The 18,336-nt window shown below is 74.6% G+C and carries 18 protein-coding genes and 2 tRNA genes; 13 read left to right on the forward strand and 7 right to left on the reverse strand.

Going from position 1 to position 18,336, the window contains the following annotated elements; translation table 11 throughout:
* Positions 1–38: 38 nt before the first annotated feature.
* Complete coding sequence (locus F593_RS23785; RefSeq protein ID WP_022928450.1) at positions 39–680, reverse strand: TetR/AcrR family transcriptional regulator; 642 nt, start codon at positions 678–680, stop codon at positions 39–41.
* A 121-nt stretch (positions 681–801) separates the two neighbouring features.
* Here F593_RS23785 and F593_RS0109135 point away from each other — a divergent pair, with 121 nt between their 5' ends.
* The 5 genes from F593_RS0109135 to F593_RS0109155 are packed head-to-tail and all read left to right on the forward strand — an operon-like array spanning position 802 to position 5,725.
* Complete coding sequence (locus F593_RS0109135; RefSeq protein ID WP_022928451.1) at positions 802–1,614, forward strand: ABC transporter ATP-binding protein; 813 nt, start codon at positions 802–804, stop codon at positions 1,612–1,614.
* Positions 1,614–2,333, forward strand: coding sequence for an ABC transporter ATP-binding protein (locus F593_RS0109140; protein WP_022928452.1), 720 nt, complete (start codon positions 1,614–1,616; stop codon positions 2,331–2,333). The genes F593_RS0109135 and F593_RS0109140 overlap by 1 nt, the downstream gene beginning before the upstream one ends.
* 1 nt (position 2,334) lies before the next feature.
* Entirely contained in the window at positions 2,335–3,213 is an 879-nt protein-coding gene (locus tag F593_RS0109145; protein ID WP_022928453.1) for a branched-chain amino acid ABC transporter permease, read from the forward strand.
* A 1-nt stretch (position 3,214) separates the two neighbouring features.
* On the forward strand, positions 3,215–4,417 hold the full coding sequence (locus F593_RS23790) for a branched-chain amino acid ABC transporter permease (protein ID WP_022928454.1): 1,203 nt from the start codon (positions 3,215–3,217) through the stop codon (positions 4,415–4,417).
* Between the two features lie 3 nt (positions 4,418–4,420).
* Positions 4,421–5,725, forward strand: a complete 1,305-nt coding sequence (locus F593_RS0109155) for an ABC transporter substrate-binding protein (protein ID WP_051160477.1) — start codon at positions 4,421–4,423, stop codon at positions 5,723–5,725.
* Positions 5,726–5,827: 102 nt separating this feature from the next.
* Here the strand turns inward: F593_RS0109155 and F593_RS0109160 are convergent, their stop codons facing one another.
* Positions 5,828–6,154 (reverse strand): MTH1187 family thiamine-binding protein, encoded by a 327-nt coding sequence (locus F593_RS0109160; protein ID WP_028721557.1) that lies wholly within the window; start codon positions 6,152–6,154, stop codon positions 5,828–5,830.
* A gap of 15 nt (positions 6,155–6,169) precedes the next feature.
* Positions 6,170–6,532 (reverse strand): hypothetical protein, encoded by a 363-nt coding sequence (locus F593_RS0109165; protein WP_028721558.1) that lies wholly within the window; start codon positions 6,530–6,532, stop codon positions 6,170–6,172.
* A gap of 161 nt (positions 6,533–6,693) precedes the next feature.
* Here F593_RS0109165 and F593_RS0109170 point away from each other — a divergent pair, with 161 nt between their 5' ends.
* Positions 6,694–7,260 (forward strand): RNA polymerase sigma factor, encoded by a 567-nt coding sequence (locus F593_RS0109170; protein WP_022928455.1) that lies wholly within the window; start codon positions 6,694–6,696, stop codon positions 7,258–7,260.
* The gene (locus tag F593_RS0109175) at positions 7,257–8,342 is read left to right on the forward strand and encodes a hypothetical protein (RefSeq protein ID WP_022928456.1); all 1,086 of its coding nucleotides are present in this window, start codon (positions 7,257–7,259) and stop codon (positions 8,340–8,342) included. The genes F593_RS0109170 and F593_RS0109175 overlap by 4 nt, the downstream gene beginning before the upstream one ends.
* Before the next feature lie 143 nt (positions 8,343–8,485).
* Here the strand turns inward: F593_RS0109175 and F593_RS0109180 are convergent.
* A tRNA-Val gene (locus F593_RS0109180) sits at positions 8,486–8,559 on the reverse strand.
* A 139-nt stretch (positions 8,560–8,698) separates the two neighbouring features.
* Here F593_RS0109180 and F593_RS0109185 point away from each other — a divergent pair.
* Positions 8,699–8,769, forward strand: a tRNA-Cys gene (locus F593_RS0109185).
* A gap of 95 nt (positions 8,770–8,864) precedes the next feature.
* Here the strand turns inward: F593_RS0109185 and F593_RS0109190 are convergent.
* Together F593_RS0109190 and F593_RS0109195 are read right to left on the reverse strand one after the other, a co-directional pair.
* A complete protein-coding gene (locus F593_RS0109190) occupies positions 8,865–9,368 on the reverse strand; it encodes a GNAT family N-acetyltransferase (protein ID WP_022928457.1) in 504 nt (167 codons plus the stop codon).
* 35 nt (positions 9,369–9,403) lie between these two features.
* Positions 9,404–10,849: an ArnT family glycosyltransferase gene (locus F593_RS0109195; RefSeq protein ID WP_022928458.1), complete on the reverse strand. Its 1,446-nt coding sequence runs from the start codon at positions 10,847–10,849 to the stop codon at positions 9,404–9,406.
* An 88-nt stretch (positions 10,850–10,937) separates the two neighbouring features.
* Here F593_RS0109195 and F593_RS28060 point away from each other — a divergent pair, with 88 nt between their 5' ends.
* Positions 10,938–11,645 carry a hypothetical protein gene (locus F593_RS28060; protein ID WP_022928459.1) on the forward strand — a complete coding sequence of 236 codons (708 nt, stop codon included), beginning with the start codon at positions 10,938–10,940 and terminating at the stop codon, positions 11,643–11,645.
* A gap of 85 nt (positions 11,646–11,730) precedes the next feature.
* On the opposite strand, the gene F593_RS0109205 is transcribed toward F593_RS28060, so the two are convergent.
* Positions 11,731–13,242, reverse strand: coding sequence for a PucR family transcriptional regulator (locus tag F593_RS0109205; RefSeq protein WP_022928460.1), 1,512 nt, complete (start codon positions 13,240–13,242; stop codon positions 11,731–11,733).
* 121 nt (positions 13,243–13,363) lie between these two features.
* Here F593_RS0109205 and F593_RS23800 point away from each other — a divergent pair, with 121 nt between their 5' ends.
* From F593_RS23800 to F593_RS0109230, 4 genes are read left to right on the forward strand one after another with little or no spacing between them, the layout of a single operon-like run.
* A complete protein-coding gene (locus tag F593_RS23800) occupies positions 13,364–14,965 on the forward strand; it encodes a purine-cytosine permease family protein (protein ID WP_022928462.1) in 1,602 nt (533 codons plus the stop codon).
* Complete coding sequence (locus tag F593_RS0109220; RefSeq protein ID WP_022928463.1) at positions 14,962–16,062, forward strand: alcohol dehydrogenase catalytic domain-containing protein; 1,101 nt, start codon at positions 14,962–14,964, stop codon at positions 16,060–16,062. Before F593_RS23800 ends, F593_RS0109220 begins: the two co-directional genes overlap by 4 nt.
* Before the next feature lie 43 nt (positions 16,063–16,105).
* Positions 16,106–17,101, forward strand: a complete 996-nt coding sequence (locus tag F593_RS0109225) for a dimethylarginine dimethylaminohydrolase family protein (protein WP_022928464.1) — start codon at positions 16,106–16,108, stop codon at positions 17,099–17,101.
* On the forward strand, positions 17,098–18,333 hold the full coding sequence (locus F593_RS0109230) for a hydantoinase/carbamoylase family amidase (RefSeq protein ID WP_022928465.1): 1,236 nt from the start codon (positions 17,098–17,100) through the stop codon (positions 18,331–18,333). The genes F593_RS0109225 and F593_RS0109230 overlap by 4 nt, the downstream gene beginning before the upstream one ends.
* The last annotated feature ends 3 nt before the right edge of the window (positions 18,334–18,336 follow it).

Genomic DNA, 18,336 nt, shown 5'->3' on the forward strand with positions numbered 1-18,336 from the left:
TCGCGGGACGGAGGTGCTCATACCCGGCCGGCCGTCCGTCAAACGTCGTAGGGCTCGGGGTCGAGCCGCTCGCGCTCCCGGGCCGCCGCCGCGAGCACGTCCGTGATCGTCCGCGCGAGCACCGTGGTCGCCCCCGCGACGTCGAGACCCAGCGGCCCGCGGGAGGTCGACCACGAGGCCCACGAGGTGGCGACGGTCATCGCCTGGACGTAGGGCAGGCGGGTCGCCGCGTCCTCGGGCAGCTCGGCGGCGAACAGCTCCTCGATCTCGGCGGCGAAGCGCTGCACGTGCTCGCGCTCGTAGGACCGCAGCACGGCGGAGAACGGGGCCCGGCGGGCCGAGGCCAGCGCGTAGGGGCCGATCAGCTCGAGCAGACGGGCCCGCTCGCGGCAGTAGGCGTCGATGCGCTCGGGGAGGGGGAGCCCGGCCGGGATGGGGCGGTGCTCGTCCTGCATGCGCAGGAGGACGGCCTGTCCGACGGCGTCGAACAGTTGGTCCATGTCGTCGAACGTGAGCCAGAAGGTGCGCACCGACACGTCGGCGCGGGCGGCGATCCGGGCGCCCGTGGGGCTGACGTCGCCCTCCTCGACCAGCGCCATGTGGGCCGCCACGATCGCCTGACGGGTGCGCTCCCGGCGCGCGAGGCGGCCGTCGCTGTTGATCGGCGGCGTCGCGTCCATGGCGGGCGAGACTGCCAGATCGACCGGGTCGGAGGGAAGTGCGTCCTCGCCGCGTCCGTCGAGCGGGGAGGCGCCACAAAGTTTTCCCACAGGCCCGCCGAACTACCTACACTCGCCGTGCATGAATGCCGTGATGCAGCGCACAGACGGCGTCCCGCCGCGCCTGCGCGTCGAGGGGGTGACGGTGCGCTTCGGGGGGCTCATGGCCCTCGAGGACGTCTCCTTCGACGTGCCCGCCGGTCAGGTCGTGGGGGTGATCGGTCCCAACGGCGCCGGCAAGACGACGCTCTTCAACGTCGTCTGCGGCTTCGTCCGCCCCGCCACCGGGACGCTCGAGCTCGACGGGGAGCGCCTGCGGCCGGTGCCGCACCGCCTCGCGGCGCAGGGGGTCGCCCGCACGCTCCAGGGCCTCGGCCTGTTCGACGGGCAGACGGTCCTCGAGAACGTGGTGACCGGGGCGACGAACCGCGCCCGTGCGGGCTATGGCTCCGCGCTGCTGGCGCTGCCGCGTGCCGACCGCGACGAGCGCGAGCTGCGCGACCGCGCCCGTGAGCTGCTCACGGAGTTCCGGCTGAACGACGTGGCGGACGCCTCGCCGGCCACGCTGCCCTACGCGGTGCGCAAGCGGGCCGCGCTGGCCCGGGCGCTGATGGCCGAGCCGCGCCTCCTGCTGCTCGACGAGCCCGCCGGCGGCCTGGGCCAGGACGACATCGACGACCTCGTGCGCGTCATCGGCTCCATGCCCACGCGCACGGGGGCGGACTGCTCCGTGATGCTCGTCGAGCACCACGTCGACCTCGTCATGCAGGTGTGCGACGCGCTCGTGGTCCTGGACTTCGGCCGGGTCATCGCGCGCGGCACGCCGGACGAGATCCGCAAGGACGAGCGCGTCGCCGAGGCGTACCTGGGCGCCGACGTCGAGGTGGAGTCCTGATGCCCGACGCGCTGCTCTCCGTCCGCGGCCTCACCGCCGGCTACGGCGCCGCACCCGTCCTGCAGGAGGTCGACCTCGAGGTCGCTCCCGGCTCCATCGCCGCCGTCGTCGGCGCGAACGGCGCCGGCAAGACGACGCTGCTGCGGGCGCTCTGCGGCGTCGTCGGCGCCACCGCCGGCGAGGTCCGCATGGACGGCACCGATCTGCGCGGCGTGCGCACGCAGGACATGGTCCGCCACGGGATCGCCCACGTGCCCGAGGGCCGCGGCGTCATCACGGAGCTGACGGTCGAGGAGAACCTGCGGCTCGGCCACTCCTGGCGGCGCGACAAGGCCGACGGCCGGAAGGCGACCGCCGAGGTGTTCGAGCTCTTCGAGCCGCTCGCCCGGCGGCGCAAGAGCGCCGGCCACCAGCTCTCGGGCGGCGAGCGGCAGATGCTCGCCGTGGGCCGCGCGCTCGTCGCGCGACCGCGGCTGCTCCTGCTCGACGAGCCCTCGCTGGGGCTCGCGCCGAAGGTGACCGCGCAGATCATGGCGCTGCTCCGGCGGCTGCGGGACGACACGGGGCTGACCGTGCTGCTCGTCGAGCAGAACGTCCGCAGCGCGCTCTCCATCGCCGACACCGGCGTCGTCCTCTCCCTCGGGCGGGTCGTCGCCGCCACGGACGCGGCCACGCTCGCCGCCGACGAGGACCTCCGCCACACCTACCTGGGCTTCTGACATGGACCGCTTCCTCTTCCTGACCGTTGACGGCCTGGCGCGCGGGGCGGTGTTCGCCGCGTTCGCGCTGGCGCTCGTCCTGATCTGGCGCGGCACCCGGATCGTGAACTTCGCCCAGGGCGCGATGGCCGCGGCGACGACGTACCTCGGCTACAGCGTCACCGCGGCGTCGGACTCCTACTGGCTCGGGCTCGTCGCCGCGGTCTTCGGCGGCCTCGTCCTCGGGGCGATCGTCGAGCGCGGCCTGATGCGCTTCGTCGACGTCCGCTCGCCGCTGAACGCGGTGATCGTCGCCCTCGGCCTCGTGCTCGTGATCCACTCGATCCTGGGGATCGTCTACGGCAGCCGCTACCGCGCCATGCAGGTCCCGTTCAGCCGCGAGTCGATCGAGATCGGGGGCACCGCGCTGCTCTCCCCCTACGACCTCTTCGTGTTCGGCACCGTGCTCCTGGTGATGGTGGGCCTCGCGCTCGTCTTCACCCGGACCGACATCGGCCTGCGGATGCGGGCCGCGGCGTTCGCCCCCGACATGTCCCGGCTGCTGGGCGTGAACGTCGGGCGGATGCTCACCCTGAGCTGGGCGCTGGCCGCCGCGGTCGGCGCGCTCGCGGCGATGCTCGTGGTGCCGACGGAGTTCGGGGCGCACCCGCACTCCACGGACCTCGTGTTCGTCTACGCGTTCACCGCGGCCGTCGTCGGCGGGCTCGACAGTCCGGCCGGCGCGGTCGTCGGCGGGCTCGTCGTGGGGCTCGTCCTCTCCTACGTCAGCGGCTACGCCGACGGGGACCTCTCCGCCGTGGCGATCCTCGTGCTGCTGATCGGCGTGCTGCTCCTGCGGCCGAACGGGCTGTTCGCCTCGACGACGGCGCGGCAGGTCTGACGTGGCGTACCTCCGCACCCACACGCTGCCGCGGCACCTGCTGCTCGCGGTCCTCGCGGCGCTGCTGCTGCTCCTGCTGACGTACCTGCTGCCGCCCTACCGGAACTACCAGCTGGCCACGGCCGGCGCCTACGTCTGTGCGACGGCCGGTCTGACCGTCCTCGTCGGCCTGACGGGCCAGCTCTCGCTGGGCCACGGGGCGCTCATGGCCACGGGCGCCTACGCCTACGCGCTCGTCTCGGACAAGCTCGTCGACGGGGGCACCACCGGCATCCCGCTGCTGGTCGTCTCGCTCGTGGCGGCGATCCTCGCGACCATGGTCGTCGGGTTCGTCCTCGGGCTCGCCGGCGCGCGGCTGCACGGTCCGTACCTCGCGGGCCTGACCCTGACGCTCGTGATCGTGGTCCCCGCGATCACGACGACGTTCGCCGGCACCCTCGGCGGCGACCAGGGGCTCTCCGTCACCGTCGACCCGCCGCCGGTGGGCCTCGGCGCGGCGTTCCCGTTCGAGCGCTGGCAGGCGTGGATCACGCTGACCGCGGCGATCCTCACCGTGTTCGTCCTCGCCAACGTCGTGCACGGGCGGCCCGGCCGGCAGATGCGGGCGATCCGCGACGACGAGGTCGCCGCGCGCCTCTCCGGCATCGACGTCGCCCGCACGAAGGTCGGCGCGTTCGTGCTCAGCGCCGCGACCGCCGGACTCGGCGGCGGCCTGCTCGCGGTCCTGACCCAGAGCGTGGCCCCGGGAGCGTTCTCGCTGACGTTCTCGCTGTTCCTGCTGATGGCCGTCGTGATCGGCGGGCTCGGCAGCCTCGCGGGCGCGGTGTGGGGGGCGATCCTGATCGTCGTCCTGCCGGACCTGGCCGACTCGCTGGCCGAGGCGATGCCCGTCTCCTCGAACCTCGCGGAGCGGCTGGACGGCAACCTCGCCATCGGCGTCTTCGGCCTGATCGTGATCGGCGTGATGCTCGCCGTCCCCGGCGGCATCCAGGGCCTGCTCGTGGCCCTCGTGCGGCGCCTGCGCGGCCGCCGGCCCGCGGCATCGGGCCCCGCCGACGTCGGGCCCGCCGGGCCGGCCGCACCGGGCCCCGGCGTCGACGCCGACCGCCCCGACGCCTCGGGCCCGAGCGGGCCCGAGCCCGCCGCGGACCCCGCGCGCCCGCGCACCCCCTCGTCCGGATCCCCTTCCACAACCACGGAGTGATCGATGTCTGACCGAAACCGCACGCGGCGCCTCGCGTCCCTGCTCGCCGTCGGAACCCTCGCCGTCGGGCTGACCGCCTGCGGCGGGGACGACGGGGGCGGGGGCGGAGGCGGCAGCAGCGCCCCCTCACCCGGCGTGACCGACACCGAGGTCACGTTCGGCACGCACCAGCCGCTGACCGGGCCGGCCGCGGCCGGCTACGCGGTGATCTCGCCCGCCACGAAGGCGTACTTCGACTACGTCAACGAGAAGGGCGGCATCCACGGCCGCAAGCTCGTCTACAAGATCAAGGACGACGGCTACAACCCCGCCAACACCCAGAAGGTCGTCCGCGAGCTCGTGCTCCAGGACAAGGTCTTCGCGGTCCTCAACGGCCTGGGCACCCCGACCCACACGGGCGTCCTGGACTTCCTGAAGAGCAACCGCGTCCCGGACCTGTTCGTGGCCTCGGGCAGCCGCTCGTGGAACCAGCCCGACAAGTACCCGACGACGTTCGGCTACCACCCCGACTACACGGTGGAGTCGAAGATCGCGGCCAACCACATCAAGGCCGAAATGCCGGGCAAGAAGGTCTGCGCGCTCGGACAGGACGACGACTTCGGCGCCGACGCCCTGCGCGGGCTCGAGGCGGTCCTCGGCAAGGACGGCCTGACGGAGCGCCAGCGCTACGTCACCACGAACACGAACCTGGCCCCGCAGATCGGCAAGATGAAGGCTGCCGGCTGCGAGGTCGTGCACCTGGCGACGATCCCGGGCTTCACCGCCCTGGCGCTCGGCACCGCCGCACGGATCCAGTTCCAGCCCCAGTGGATCTCCACCTCCGTCGGGGCGGACTACCGCGCGGTCGCGGAGACGCTGGGCAAGAAGGGTGAGCCGCTGCTCGAGGGATTCCTGGCGACGAACTACCTGCCGATCGTGGACGACACGAGCAACCCGTGGGTCAAGTTCTTCAAGGACGAGGTCCAGGCGAAGTACAACGCCGGCAAGCCGTTCGACGGCCAGACGCTCTACGGCATGTCGATCGGCTACATCATCGCCGAGACCCTGCAGAAGAACGGCAAGGAGCTGACCCGCGAGTCCATCGTCGAGACGCTGCAGAAGGGCGGCCTGAAGGGCGCCGGGTTCGTCCCGATGAACTACTCGAAGGACAACCACTCCGGGTACTCCGGGGCGCGCGTCAACGTCGTGAAGGGCGGGAAGCAGGAGTACTTCGGCCCCACGTTCACCACGGACGACGGCGACGGCCCGGTCGAGGAGTACACGGGGGAGGAGAACACGCCGCCCACGGACGGCGTGCCGACCCGCTGACCCCTGGCCGGCGCGGCGGGGAGTGGATCCGCCGCCGCGTCGGCCTCGGCCGGCCCGCGCGCTCGGCTCGCGGGCCGGCTCGGTTGCGGACGGCGTGCGGCGCTACGCGCCGGACGCGTCGTCCGCAGCCAGCCGGTCCTCGACGCTGCGGACCTTGTCGTCCAGCGTCTGGTCCGGTTTGTCCGTGCGCTCGTCAAGCTTGAGCACGGAGTAGGCGCGGGGGAGACCCATGTCGAGCGGCACGCGGTGCAGCTCGGCCACCACCGCCAGGATGTCGGCCGTGGTGCCCTCGAGCGAGGTGCCCATGGCGTGCATGCGGAACCGCACGCGGTCCTGCGCGCGCAGGCGGCGCTGGATCTCGGCGATGTACCCGCTGGCGCTGGCCTCGGCGCGGCCGAGGCCCAGGACGGTCAGATCGGCGGTGGCCATGGGACCCCTGTGCCCCTACGAGCCGTAGTTCAGACGAAACGCCTTGCCGCCGCGCACGCAGCGCGCGAGGTACAGCTCGTTCTCGTGGAACGTGTTCGTGCAGCGGTACGCGCCCAGGCGGAACCGGCCGCCCTCGCGGTAGGCGGTCATGCCGGCCTTGCGGGCGTTGCGGCGCACGACGCGCAGCGCCTGGCCGCAGCTGAGGCCGCGGGCGCTGGTGACCGACGTCATGGCGGACAGGGCGTTCGGAGACTGCGTGTCGTACGTGTCGGTGTCGCAGGTGACGACGGTCGCCGAGGCGCTCGAGGCGCCGAGGAGGGCGAGGGTCGCGGTCGCGCCGGCGGTGGCGGCGGCGCGCAGGAGGGTGGTGCGGGACATGGGTGCTCCGGTCGTTCTGGGGACGGAACGGAGCGTGCCAGCGGTGGGAGGCGGTCGCATCGGCCGTCCGACTGCGGTCTGCGGGGGACCGGCAGGCGCCCGTCGCCGTGCGAGTCTCGGCCGATCGGTCACAGGATCCCGCCAGCGGTCAACTACCAGTGATGGCCAAAGACTCCCCACCCGACGACGCCGCGCTCCTGGCCGGTGTCGTGGCCGGCGACGAGCGGGCGTTCGAGGCGTTCTACCTGCGCCACCAGAGCGCGATCATCGGGTTCCACCTGCGCCGCACGGGTCGCCGCGACGTCGCGTTCGACCTGACGGCCGAGACCTTCGCGACGGTCGTGGCGAGCTGCGACCGCTACGACCCGGCGCAGGGCCCGGCCGTCGGCTGGCTGTTCGGCATCGCCGCGAACAAGCTCCGCGAGAGCCTGCGCCGTGGCCGGGTCGAGCAGGCCGCCCGGCAGCGGCTGGGGCACGTGCGGACCACGCTCGAGGACGAGGACCTCGAGCGCGTCGACGAGCTCGCCTCGGCGACGGACGAGGCGCTGCTGCACGAGCACCTCGCCGCGCTGCCGGACGCGCAGCGCGAGGCGATCCTCGCCCGCGTCGTCGACGAGCGTCCCTACCCGGAGATCGCGGAGCGCCTCGCGTGCTCCGAGGCCGTTGTCCGCAAGCGCGTCGCCCGGGGGCTCTCCTCCCTGCGGGCCCGACTGGAAGGACCCCGATGAGCGCCTTCGACGACCTCCACGCCCAGCTGACCCGCAGCGTGGCCGACCGCGCCGCGGCCCCTGCGCCCGCCGCGGCTCCCGCACCCCGTCGCCGGGCGGGCGGATGGCGCAGCCGGCCGCTCGTGCTGGCCCTCGTCGGCCTGACGGTCGGCGGGAGCGCCACCGCCGCGGCGATCACCGGCCTGCGGAGCAGCCCGGCACCGGGCCTCGAGACCCGCCTGCCCCCGACGAACCCGGTGCCGGGCCGGGGCGTCCCGGCCGACCGCTACGCCGTGGCGATCACGCCGAACCTGGCCATCGGCGGCGCGGGCTGGTGCGTCTCCGACGTCCAGGCGCGCGGCGACCGGTCGCTGATCAGCAGCGGCGGCTGCAACGACGACGCGGTGTCGTCCCGGGCCCCGGTGATCGCGGACAGCACGTCGACGACCAGCATCCCGGGCCGGAGGATCGACGAGATGCGGACGTTCTTTACTGCCGTCGTCGACGCCCGCGTCGCCGCGGTGCGCCTGTACGACGGCCGCGTCCTGCGACCGGTCTCCGGTCCCGGTCTGCCCGCGGGGCTCCGCTCGGTCGTCGCCGTGCTGCGGGAGGACCGCCCCGTCGCCTACCTGGACCGCGAGGGCCGGCCCATCCAGGACGCCGACGCCGAGCTGCGCACCCGCGAGGAGGCGCTGGCGTCGCGCCCGACCACACCGGAGGCCCCGTCCCCGTGGGCGATCCACACCACGGGGGACCCGGCCGTCCGGATCGGCGCGGGCCGTGAGCTCGCCGCGCCGCCCCGCGGGACGCCCGACCTCAACGGGCGGCCGTTCCGCTCCGTCTCCACCGCGCGCATCGCGCACCGGGGCCGCGAGTACCAGGCCGCGTACCTCCTGGACGCGGAGAACCCCGCCGTCGAGGCCGCGCCGTTGCCGGGGGCCGTCCCCGTCCCCGGGACCGACACGGTCCGCGTCGACGGTCCCGGCGTCATGTTCCCGCTGACCGCCCGCCGCGAGGGCCCCGGCTGGCTCGTGGTCCGGGGGCCGGGTCGGGCCCGGAGGACGACCGTCCTCGGTGCGCTCGGCACGGGTCTCCGGCCGTAGGCGGAGGGCGCGGGTGCGGCGCGGCCCGCGCGCCCCGGCGTTTCGGTGGTCCGGTGCCACGACCGTGGTCGAGCCCGACTGAGTCGACGCGGTCCCCGGAACGACGAAGGCCCCGCGGTGCGGGGCCTTCGGTTCCTGCGAGGTGCGCCATACAAGACTCGAACTTGTGACCTCACGCATGTCAAGCGTGCGCTCTAACCAACTGAGCTAATGGCGCGCTGCGGATCGGCAGATTAGCAGCGCCTCGCCAGACGCGCCGTGCGGTCCCCGCCGGGGCCGCCCGGGACGCCGCACACCGCGTCGCCCGGCTTCCGGGCCGCGGCCGCGGGAGCGAAATCGGTACATTGCCGGTCCCTGGCACCGTGGCGGAGTGGCTACGCAGCGGCCTGCAAAGCCGTGTACACCGGTTCGATTCCGGTCGGTGCCTCTGGAGACGACGGCCCGCGCGAGAGCGCGGGCCGTTCGCGTTCTGTGGGGGGCCGTCCCCACGGGCGTCGCGTATCCGGGGCTGTTCGGGCCGGCCTACCGGGCGGCGATCGGCGGCGAGGCGAGCACCACCGAGGTCTCGACCTGCCGGGCCGGGATGTCCCAGTAGGTCCGGAGCAGCTCGGGGACGCGCTCACGGGGCACGAGCTCGAACCCGTGGCGGCGGTAGAAGCGGATGGCCCAGTCCGCGGCGGCCCAGGTGCCGATGAGGATCGGGCGGCCCGTGTGGGCGCGCAGATGGGCGAGGAGCTCGGCCCCGATGCCGCGGCCCTGCTGACCGGGGCGCACGTAGGCGTGGCGGATGAGGTCGACGTCGCGGACGGCCTGGATCCCCATGATGCCGACGAGCGTCCCGTCGTCGTCCTCCCGGCCCGAGAACGTCACGCCGGCCGCGATCTCCGCGTCGAGGTGCGCGGCGTCCATGTACGGCTCCTGCCAGCGGTCGGCCGGGATCACGCCACGGTACGCCTCGGCGGCGGCGTTGATGATCTCGAGGATCTCGTCGCGCTCGTCGGGACGGCAGGGGCGGATCGCGGGCACGGCCGCGATCCTACGTCGGCCGGGACGCCCCGCCCTCAGGCGGCCGACGTCTCGAGCGGCCGCGCGTCGGCGGCGGGCTCGGCCGGCCGGTCCGCGCTGCGGGCGCGACGGCTGTCCCGCCACTCGCGGATCGCCCACGTCCAGCCGGCGCAGCCGCCGACGATGAGGATCGGCATGAGCGGCAGGTTGTAGCGGCCGTGCGCCACGGCGAGCGTGTGGACGCCCGTGGCGATGAGGATGCCCAGGCCGATGCTCGCGACGGCGGGGTCGCGGCGGCGGACGACGCCCCACACGATCCCCAGGCCCGCGAGGACGACGATCAGGATGTGGAGGACGGTCCACTGCGTCTGCGTCTTGTCGAAGCCGCCGCGGGCGTAGCGGGTCCACATCTTCGCGGCCTTGAACGCCATCATCTGGCCGAACGAGAGCGGGTCGCCCAGCGCGTACTCCCGCAGGTTCTCCTTGGCGGCCTTCGACAGCGCGGCGTCGCGTTCAAGCCCGGGGTAGCGGGCGGCGACGTCGTCGAGCACCACCGAGGCCGGGATCCGCGTGTAGTGCCGATCGGCGTAGATGGGGTGGCGCCGAACGATCTCGTCCTTCAGCGCGAACTTCATGTCGAACGTCGAGCCGTTGCCCGGGAGGAACGTGCCGACGAACAGCGCCGAGCCGCCGCCCGTGGTGACGGGCACGAGCTTCTCCGCCTTGCCGGTGGCGTAGATCGTCCAGGGGAGCACGACGATCGCGCAGAACGCGAGCAGCAGCGCCGCGGACTGGATCCCGCGCTTCCAGCCCTCCGTGTTGCCGAGCACGACGAGCCCGATCAGCGCGCAGAAGAGCGGGACGAACAGCAGGTCGGTGCGGGTGAGCAGGACCGCGCCGAACAGCGCGCCGGCGGTCGCCCACCACGGTCTGCTCCGCAGGCGCCACGCGAACGCGAGCGCCGTGAAGGCGGAGACGACGAAGAACGCCCCCAGTGGCTCTGAGAGCAGCGAGCTGGGTCCCCACGCCAGCGGCGGGTAGAGCGCGACGATCGCGGCACCGGCCACGCCCGTCCAGGCCCCCGTGAGCGCCCACCCCAGCGCGAACGCCATCACGATCGTCAGGGTCGAGATGCCCCATTGGGCCCAGTGCAGCGTCTCCACGTCCTGACGCGACGCCGGATGCTCCCCGGGCGCCAGCGCGTAGGCGAGCGCGAAGACGTGCGGCGTGGCGGGGGGCCAGTGCAGGGCCTTGACCTCGCCGTCGCGCCGGATCTCGGCGCCGGTGCGCTCCGACTCCTTCGGCACCGGGCCGCGGCGCGTGCGGCCCGTGTACTCCCCGCGCTTGGCGATGTTCTGCGCGATCCCCGTGTAGGACTGGGCGTCCGGGCTGAGCTTGGGCTGCGGGTCCAGCGCCTGCTGGGCCCGGATCCCGCCCCCGACGAGCAGGACGACCAGGAAGGCGAGCCACGCGTTGCGGGGGATCGATCGCAGCCGGGGCATCCGCGGGCACGATACGGGGTGGACCCGACCCCACGACGCGGCCCACGCGGACGGGGATGCCGCCCGGCGGCGGCGGTACGGTCTGGGCATGGCCGACGAGCACCGCCCGACCCCGCCCGCCGACGAGCCCCTGCCCGGGCCCGACGACGAGCGCCTCGAGGCGGCAGCCGACGCCCCGACCCGCGTCGTCCCGCCGGTCGAGCCCGCGCCGACCGGCAACGTCTCCGGCACCCCGGCCGCCCCGCCGCACCCCGCGTCGGCCCCGCCGCACCCGATCGAGGACATCGACGTCCCGCGCGGCCCGTCCGAGGCCGAGGTGCGCGCCGCCGAGGCCGCGGCCGCCGCGTCAGCGGCCGCCGCAGCGGCCGCGGCGGCCGCGAGCGCGGGGGCCGCCAGCGCGGGGGCGTCAGCCGGCGGTGCCGACGGGGAGCCCGCCGGCGGCGCGACCGCCGCGGGCGCCGCCGGGCCGAGCATGCGCGCCCGGGCCGCCGAGCGCACCGCCGAGGGCGCCAAGATCGCGGCCGACCGCGCCTCGCAGGCCGCCAGCGCAACGGTCCAGGCCCTGCGCGACACCGACGTGCACGAGATCGCGAAGAACACGACGAACCTCATCGAGAACACCCGCCCGTTCTTCCTCACGGCGTTCGCGATCGTCTTCGCGTTCCTCGCCGCGGTGGAGAACCACGCGGCGATCGGGGTCGCCTTCGCGATCGGCGCCGTGGTGTCCGTCCTCGGGGCCGCGTACTCCCGCGAGTTCGACGCGCTCCTGCGCGGGCGCGTCGAGCGCCGCCGCTGAGCGGCGGCCGCCCCGAGCGGGCCGCGCCTCGGGGACGGGTCGGCTCCGGGGGGGCACGCGCGTGCCGAGGCCCCGGGTACGCCCCTCAGAGCACGTGGCCGAGCTGGCGCGCCGCGCGGAGCGCCAGCCAGACCTCGGTCGTCCCCGCGGTGGTCGCCAGGTCCCGGCCCGTCAGCTCGGCGAAGCGTCGTAGCCGGTAGGCCAGGGTGTTGACGTGCACGTGCAGCGAGGCCGCGGCCGCCGACGTCGCCCGGTCGCGCTCCAGCCAGCGCAGGGCGGAGGGCACGAGCGCGCTGCCGTGCTGCTCGTCGTAGCGGAGCGCCGGCCCGAGGACCTGCTCGACGAGCGCCGCGAGGCCGACCGGGTCGTCGGGCAGCCAGCGGCTCGTGGCGTCGTCGGCGTAGACCACGAGCGCCCGGCCGGTGGCACGGGCGGCCAGCGCCGCGGCCGTGGCCTCGCGCCGCGCGACGGCCATCGGCTCGTTCGCGGTGAATGGACGCGACACCCCGGCCCGCAGGCCGGGCACCGACTCGAGCGCCCGCCGCGGGGCCGCGCTGTCGACGAAGAGCACGAAGAGGTCGGCCGCCGTGCGCAGCACCAGGTGGGGGCCGGCGTGCTCGGCCAGGGCTCGGACGACGACGGTCTCGAGCCCGTCCTCGTCCTCGAGCCGCACGGCGGCGAGGGCGAGCGTGGCGTCGGCGCCGAACCCCGCGCGGTCCAGGCGCCGGCGGACGACCGCGGGGGAGTGCTCGAGGTGCAGCAGCTCCGACAGGGTCTCCGCGCCCTCGCGGCGCAGGATCTCCTGGCGGTGGCGGAGCATCGTGAGCTGCAGGGCCGCGACCGTCGCCATGTGCTGGACCACGGCCAGTCCCGAGGGTCGCGCGCCCTCGCGCTCGAGGACGACGAGGTGGCCGGCCGCCGGCTCGCCTGCCGACGCGATCGGGACGACGAAGCCGCCGGGGATCGTCGGCGGGGCGTCGGCGCGGTCGGGCAGGAGCGCGAGCTGCGCCGGCGGCGGCACGGCGATCCCCGGGAGCAGCGGCCGGTGCTGCGGGGTGCAGGCGTAGAGGTCGTAGCCCGACAGCTGCTCGAGCCGGGCGAAGACGGCCGCGGGGTCGAGATCCTCCGCCGCGAGCCAGCGCAGCGCCCCGAAGACCTGCAGCTGCGCGCCGAGCCGCTGCCCGAGGTCGCTCTGCAGCGCGGCCGCCGCCTCCTGCGTGATCGCGATGAAGGGGACGGAGAGGGGGACCTCGATGAGCGGGAACCCGCGCTCGTCGGCCGCGGCGAGCATCGTCCGGCTCAGCGGCGGGGCGTGCAGGGCCGAGGACACCGCGAGCGCGGCGACGCCCGCGTCGTCGAGCCGTTCGAGGTAGGCGCGCTGCTCGGCCGCCCGCCGCGGCACCGCCAGTCCCGTGGTCATGATCAGCTCCGCGCCGAGCAGCCACGGGGTCGGATCCTCGAGGTCGGACACGTGCGCCCAGGACACTTTGCGCCCGACCCCGTCCGTGCCGGCCAGCAGCCGCAGCTGCAGGGCGGGGGCCTGCAGGAGCTCGTCGACCGTGAGGCCGCCGGGGGAGGACGGGAGACGGGGGCTCATGCGACACCACAACTTAGAGCGCGATCTTCGTGGGCGCCTCCCATTGCTGCGTGACGCTCGTCCGGAGAGGGTGGTCCCCGACGACGGGCGCACCCCGCCCCGCGAAAAGGACCACGGCACCATGACGCACCCCGAGACCCTCCCGCCACCGAGCGCGCCGGGCGCCCGCGACCCCGACGCCTCCGCGCCCCGGGCGCTGCGCGGGGTCGAGGTGCGCTCCATCGACTACGTGCCCGAGGACGAGCGCCACGGCCACGTCTGGCAGCAGGGACCGTTCTGGTTCCTGGGCAACTTCCAGCCCTTCACCGTCGCCATCGGGCTCGTCGGCCCGGCGCTCGGGCTCTCGCTCTGGTGGACGATCCTCGCCGCCACGCTCGGCATCCTCAGCGGCACGCTGTTCATGGCGTTCCACGCCTCGCAGGGGCCGGTGCTCGGGCTGCCGCAGATGATCCAGTCGCGCGCGCAGCTCGGCCATCGCGGCGTGGTGATCGCGCTCTTCGGCACGGTCTTCACGTTCGTCGGCTTCAACGTGATCGACACGGTGATCATCAAGGAGGGCCTCTCGGCGATCTATGGCTGGGACGCCGCGATCGTCGGGCTCGTGATCACCGTGGTCGCCGTGGTCCTCGCCATCTACGGCCACGACTGGCTGCACCGGGCGTTCCAGGTCCTGCTCGTGATCTCGTTCCCGTTCTGGATCGTGCTGACGATCGCGATCGTCACGGGCGGCATCGACACCCCGAAGGCCGTGTCCGGCGACTTCACGTTCGTCGCGTTCATGGTCCAGTTCACGGTGGCGCTGTCCTACAACGTGACCTACGCGCCGTACGTGTCGGACTACTCGCGCTATCTGCCGAAGGACACGAAGACGGGCGCCATCGTCGGCGCCGTGTTCGGCGGGGCCTCCCTCTCCGCAATCTGGCTGATCGCGATCGGCGCGTTCCTCGCCTCGAAGCTGGGCGCCTCGGACGCCCTGGTCGGCATCCACGACGCCGGCAACCAGATCGCGGGCTGGGTCGGGTCCGTCCTGGCGCTGCTGGCCGTCGCCGCGCTCGTCGCCACGATGGCGCTCAACGCCTACAGCGGCATGCTCACCGTGATCACGGGCATCGACTCGCTGCGGCCCATCACGCCGACCCGCCGGCTGCGCGTCGTCGTGATCCTCGCGCTGGCCGTGGTCTGGTCCGTGGTCGGCATCGGGCTCATCCAGAGCTACGGCACCGCCCTGGGCGACACGCTGATCATCATGCTCTACCTCCTGGTGCCGTGGACGGCGGTGAACCTCGTCGACTTCTTCTGGGTCCGGCGCGGGCACTACGCCATCACCGACCTGTTCACGCCGACGGGCATCTACGGCGCCTGGGCGTGGCGGGGCCTCGTCGCCTACGCCGTCGGGCTGCTCGTGACGCTGCCGTTCCTCGTGACGTCGTTCTACACCGGGTTCGTGGCGAGCTGGATCAGTGACATCGACGTCTCCGCGATCGTCGGCCTCGCGGTCACCGCGGTGGTCTACCTCGTGCTGACCCGCTCGCTCGACGTCGCCGCCGAGGAGCCGGCGATCGCCGCCAGCGAGGAGGCCCTCCGCCTGGCGCTGCACGACGGTTCCGGCACGCCCGGAGGACCCGCCACCACGGGTGGGTCCGGCACGACCGGCGGGCCGGGCACCACCGGGGGCTCCGGCACGACCGGCGGCGCCACCGCGGCCCCCGGGGCACCCGCATGAGCACGACGACCCGCGCCGCCGTCTTCTCGACCCCGGGCGCCCCGCTGGCGCTCGAGGATCTGCGCCTGGCCGACCCCGGACCGGGCGAGGTGCTCGTCCGGATCCACGCCAGCGGCGTCTGCCACTCCGACCTCCACGTCGTCGACGGCGGCTGGCCCGTCGACGGCCCCACGGTCCTCGGCCACGAGGGCGCGGGCGTCGTCGAGCGCGTCGGTCCCGGCGTCGGCGGACTCGCGGTGGGCGACCGCGTGATGCTCTCGTGGTTCGCCCCATGCCGCGCCTGCCGGCGCTGCTCGGCGGGCGAGGCATGGCTGTGCGAGGACACCCGCGCGCTGGAGAACGTCCTGCCGGACGGCAGCTCGCGCCTGAGCCGCCCCGACGGCACCGTCGTCGCACCGTACCTCGGCCTCGGCACGTTCTCCGAGCTCGTCGTCGCTCCGCGCTCCGCGGTCGTGCGGGCCCCCGACGACGTGCCGTTCGAGGTCGCCGCGCTCATCGGCTGCGCGGTCACGACCGGCATCGGGGCCGTCACGAACACCGCCGAGGTGCGGCCCGGCCGCTCCGCCGTCGTCCTCGGCTGCGGCGGCGTCGGCCTGGCCACCGTGCTCGGGCTCGCGCTCGTCGGGGCCGACCCGATCGTGGCCGTCGACCTGTCGGACGAGCGGCTCGAGGTCGCCCGCTCCCTGGGCGCGACCGTCACCCTGCGCGGTGACGACCCGGACCTGGCCGCGCACGTGCAGCGCGCCACGGGCGGCGCCGACTTCGTGTTCGAGGCCATCGGCTCCGGCCGCACGATCGAGTCCGCGATCGCCATGACCGGGCGGGGCGGCGCCGCCGTGCTCGTCGGCATGCCGGGTGCCGGCGTGCAGGCCACGTTCGACCCGTTCGTGCTCGCGGATCAGGGCAAGCGCGTCCTGGGCTGCAACTACGGCTCGAGCGTCCCCGACGTCGACTTCCCGCGCATCGCTCGGCTCTACGCCACCGGGCGGCTCCCCCTGGACCGCCTCCTGGGCGACCGGCGCCCCCTCGACCAGGTCGACGGCGCGCTCGCCGACCTGCAGGCCGCCGTCGGCCTGCGCACCGTGCTCGTCCCGTGACCGGACCCGCACGCACCACCGTCTCTCCGAAGAGGATCCCCGCATGAGCACCGACACCCAGCAGGCGACCGCCCAGGCCCACCAGGCCGCGATGGCCACGGCCGCCGAGCCGCCCTTCCACGACGAGCTGACCGAGGTCTGGGGTGCCCGCTGGGGCGCCGAGGACGAGGTCGGCGTGCTGCGCCGCGTGCTCGTCCGCCAGCCCGGCCAGGAGCTCGCCGCCGTCCGCGAGGACGCGTGGGACCCGGAGCGCGGCGCGCTCGTCGACCCCGACGGCCGCTGGTACTGGACGGACCGCTCCGCGCCGGACCTCGACCTGGTGCACGAGCAGCACGCGGGCCTGGTCGCCGCGCTGCAGGCCGAGGGCATCGAGGTCGACGTGGCGCCGCCGCTCGGCGGGGGCTACGTCAAGGCCGTCTACACGCGCGACCCGTCCATCACGGTGCCGGGCGGCGCGATCGTCGGCCGCATGGGCGTGCGGATGCGCCGCGGCGAGGAGCCGCACACGACCCGCACACTGGCGAACGCGGGCATGCCGATCCTCGGCACGATCACGGGCACGGGCACGCTCGAGGGCGGGAGCTTCGTGAAGCTCCGCCGCGACCTGGCGCTCCTGGGCACCTCCATCCGCTGCAACCGGGCGGGCGCGGAGCAGCTGCGCACCCTGCTGGCGCTGCAGGGCGTCGAGTTGCGGCTCGTGCCGATCCCGGGCTACAGCATCCACCTCGACCTGCACCTCGCGATGGTCGACGCGGAGCGTGCGCTCGTCGACCCGACCGGGCTGCCGTTCGACCTGCTCGAGGACCTGAAGGCGCTGGGCATCGAGACGATCACCGCCGCCCCGGGCGAGGAGTGGGGCCTGAACCTGCTGTGCCTGCGGCCGGGGCGGGTGCTGATGGCGGAGGGCAGCCCGCGCACCGGCGAGCGGCTCGAGCGCGCGGGCATCGAGGTCGTCACCGTGCCGTACGACGAGATCCAGAAGAACGGCGGCGGCGTCCACTGCTCGACGATCGAGCTCGTCCGCGACCCGGCCCGATGAGCGCCGACGTCGCGGCCCACGTCGACGGGGACGCTCTCTGGGCCGACCTGATGGCGATGGCCGAGGTCGGCGCGACGCCCGCCGGCGGCTCGCGGCGGCTCGCGCTGACGGACGAGGACGCCGCCGGCCGGGAGCTGTTCCTGCGCTGGACGGCCGCCGCCGGGCTGGTCCCGCGAACCGACCGGGCGGGCAACCTCTACCTGCGGCGCGCGGGGACGGACCCGTCGCGCGCGCCGGTGCTCGTCGGCAGCCACCTCGACACCCAGCCCGACGGCGGCCGCTTCGACGGCGTGCTCGGCGTCCTCGCCGGGCTCGAGGCCGTACGGGCGCTCGACCGCGCCGGCGTGGAGAGCGCCGCGCCGATCGACATCGTCGTGTGGAGCAACGAGGAGGGTGGGCGGTTCCCGCGCTTCTGCACCGGCTCAGCGGCGTTCGCCGGCGTCACCCCGCTGGACGAGGTCCGTGCGCTCCAGGCCTTCGACGGCCCGACCTACGGGGCGGAGCTCGACCGCCTCGGGTGGTCGACGGGCGAGGAGCCGGGCGCCACGCGTCCCGCCGCGTACCTCGAGCTGCACATCGAGCAGGGCCCGGAGCTCGAGGCCCGCGGCGTGCCGGTGGGCATCGTCCGCGGGATCCGCGGGATCCGCCAGCTCGACGTGCGCATCGCCGGCAAGGAGGGGCACGCCGGCTCGCGCATGACGGGCCGCCTCGACGCCGGACGCGCGGCGGCGCGGGTCATCGAGGCGCTGGCGTGGGTGGCAGAGGAGGACGGCGCCGCGAGCGTCACCGTCGGCCGGCTCGAGCTCGACCCGAACGCCCCCTCCGTCGTGCCGGGCCGGGCGCACCTCGTCGCCGACGTCCGCCCGGGCGACCTCGACGACCCCGCGCCCCTCGTGGCCGCTGCCGTGCGGGCGATCGAGGAGGCCGTGGGCGACCTCGGCCTGACCGTCGAGATCGACGAGCGCCGCTTGGTCTACGGACCGATCGCGTTCGACGACGCGGTGCTGGATCCGTTGCGCTCCGCCGCGGCACGGCTGGGCGAGGAAGCGGTCGAGCTCGTGAGCCCCGCCGGCCACGACGCGGGCCACGTCGCCCGGGTCTGCCCGACCGGCATGCTCTTCGTCCCGTGCCGGGACGGCCTGAGCCACCACCCCGACGAGGCGATCGAGCCCGCGCACGCCACCGCGGCCACCCGGGTGCTCGCCGAGGCGCTGGCGGAGCTGGCGGCATGAGGA

Origin of the sequence: Patulibacter americanus DSM 16676 (genome assembly GCF_000420025.1) — a bacterium.
GTDB lineage: Bacteria > Actinomycetota > Thermoleophilia > Solirubrobacterales > Solirubrobacteraceae > Patulibacter > Patulibacter americanus.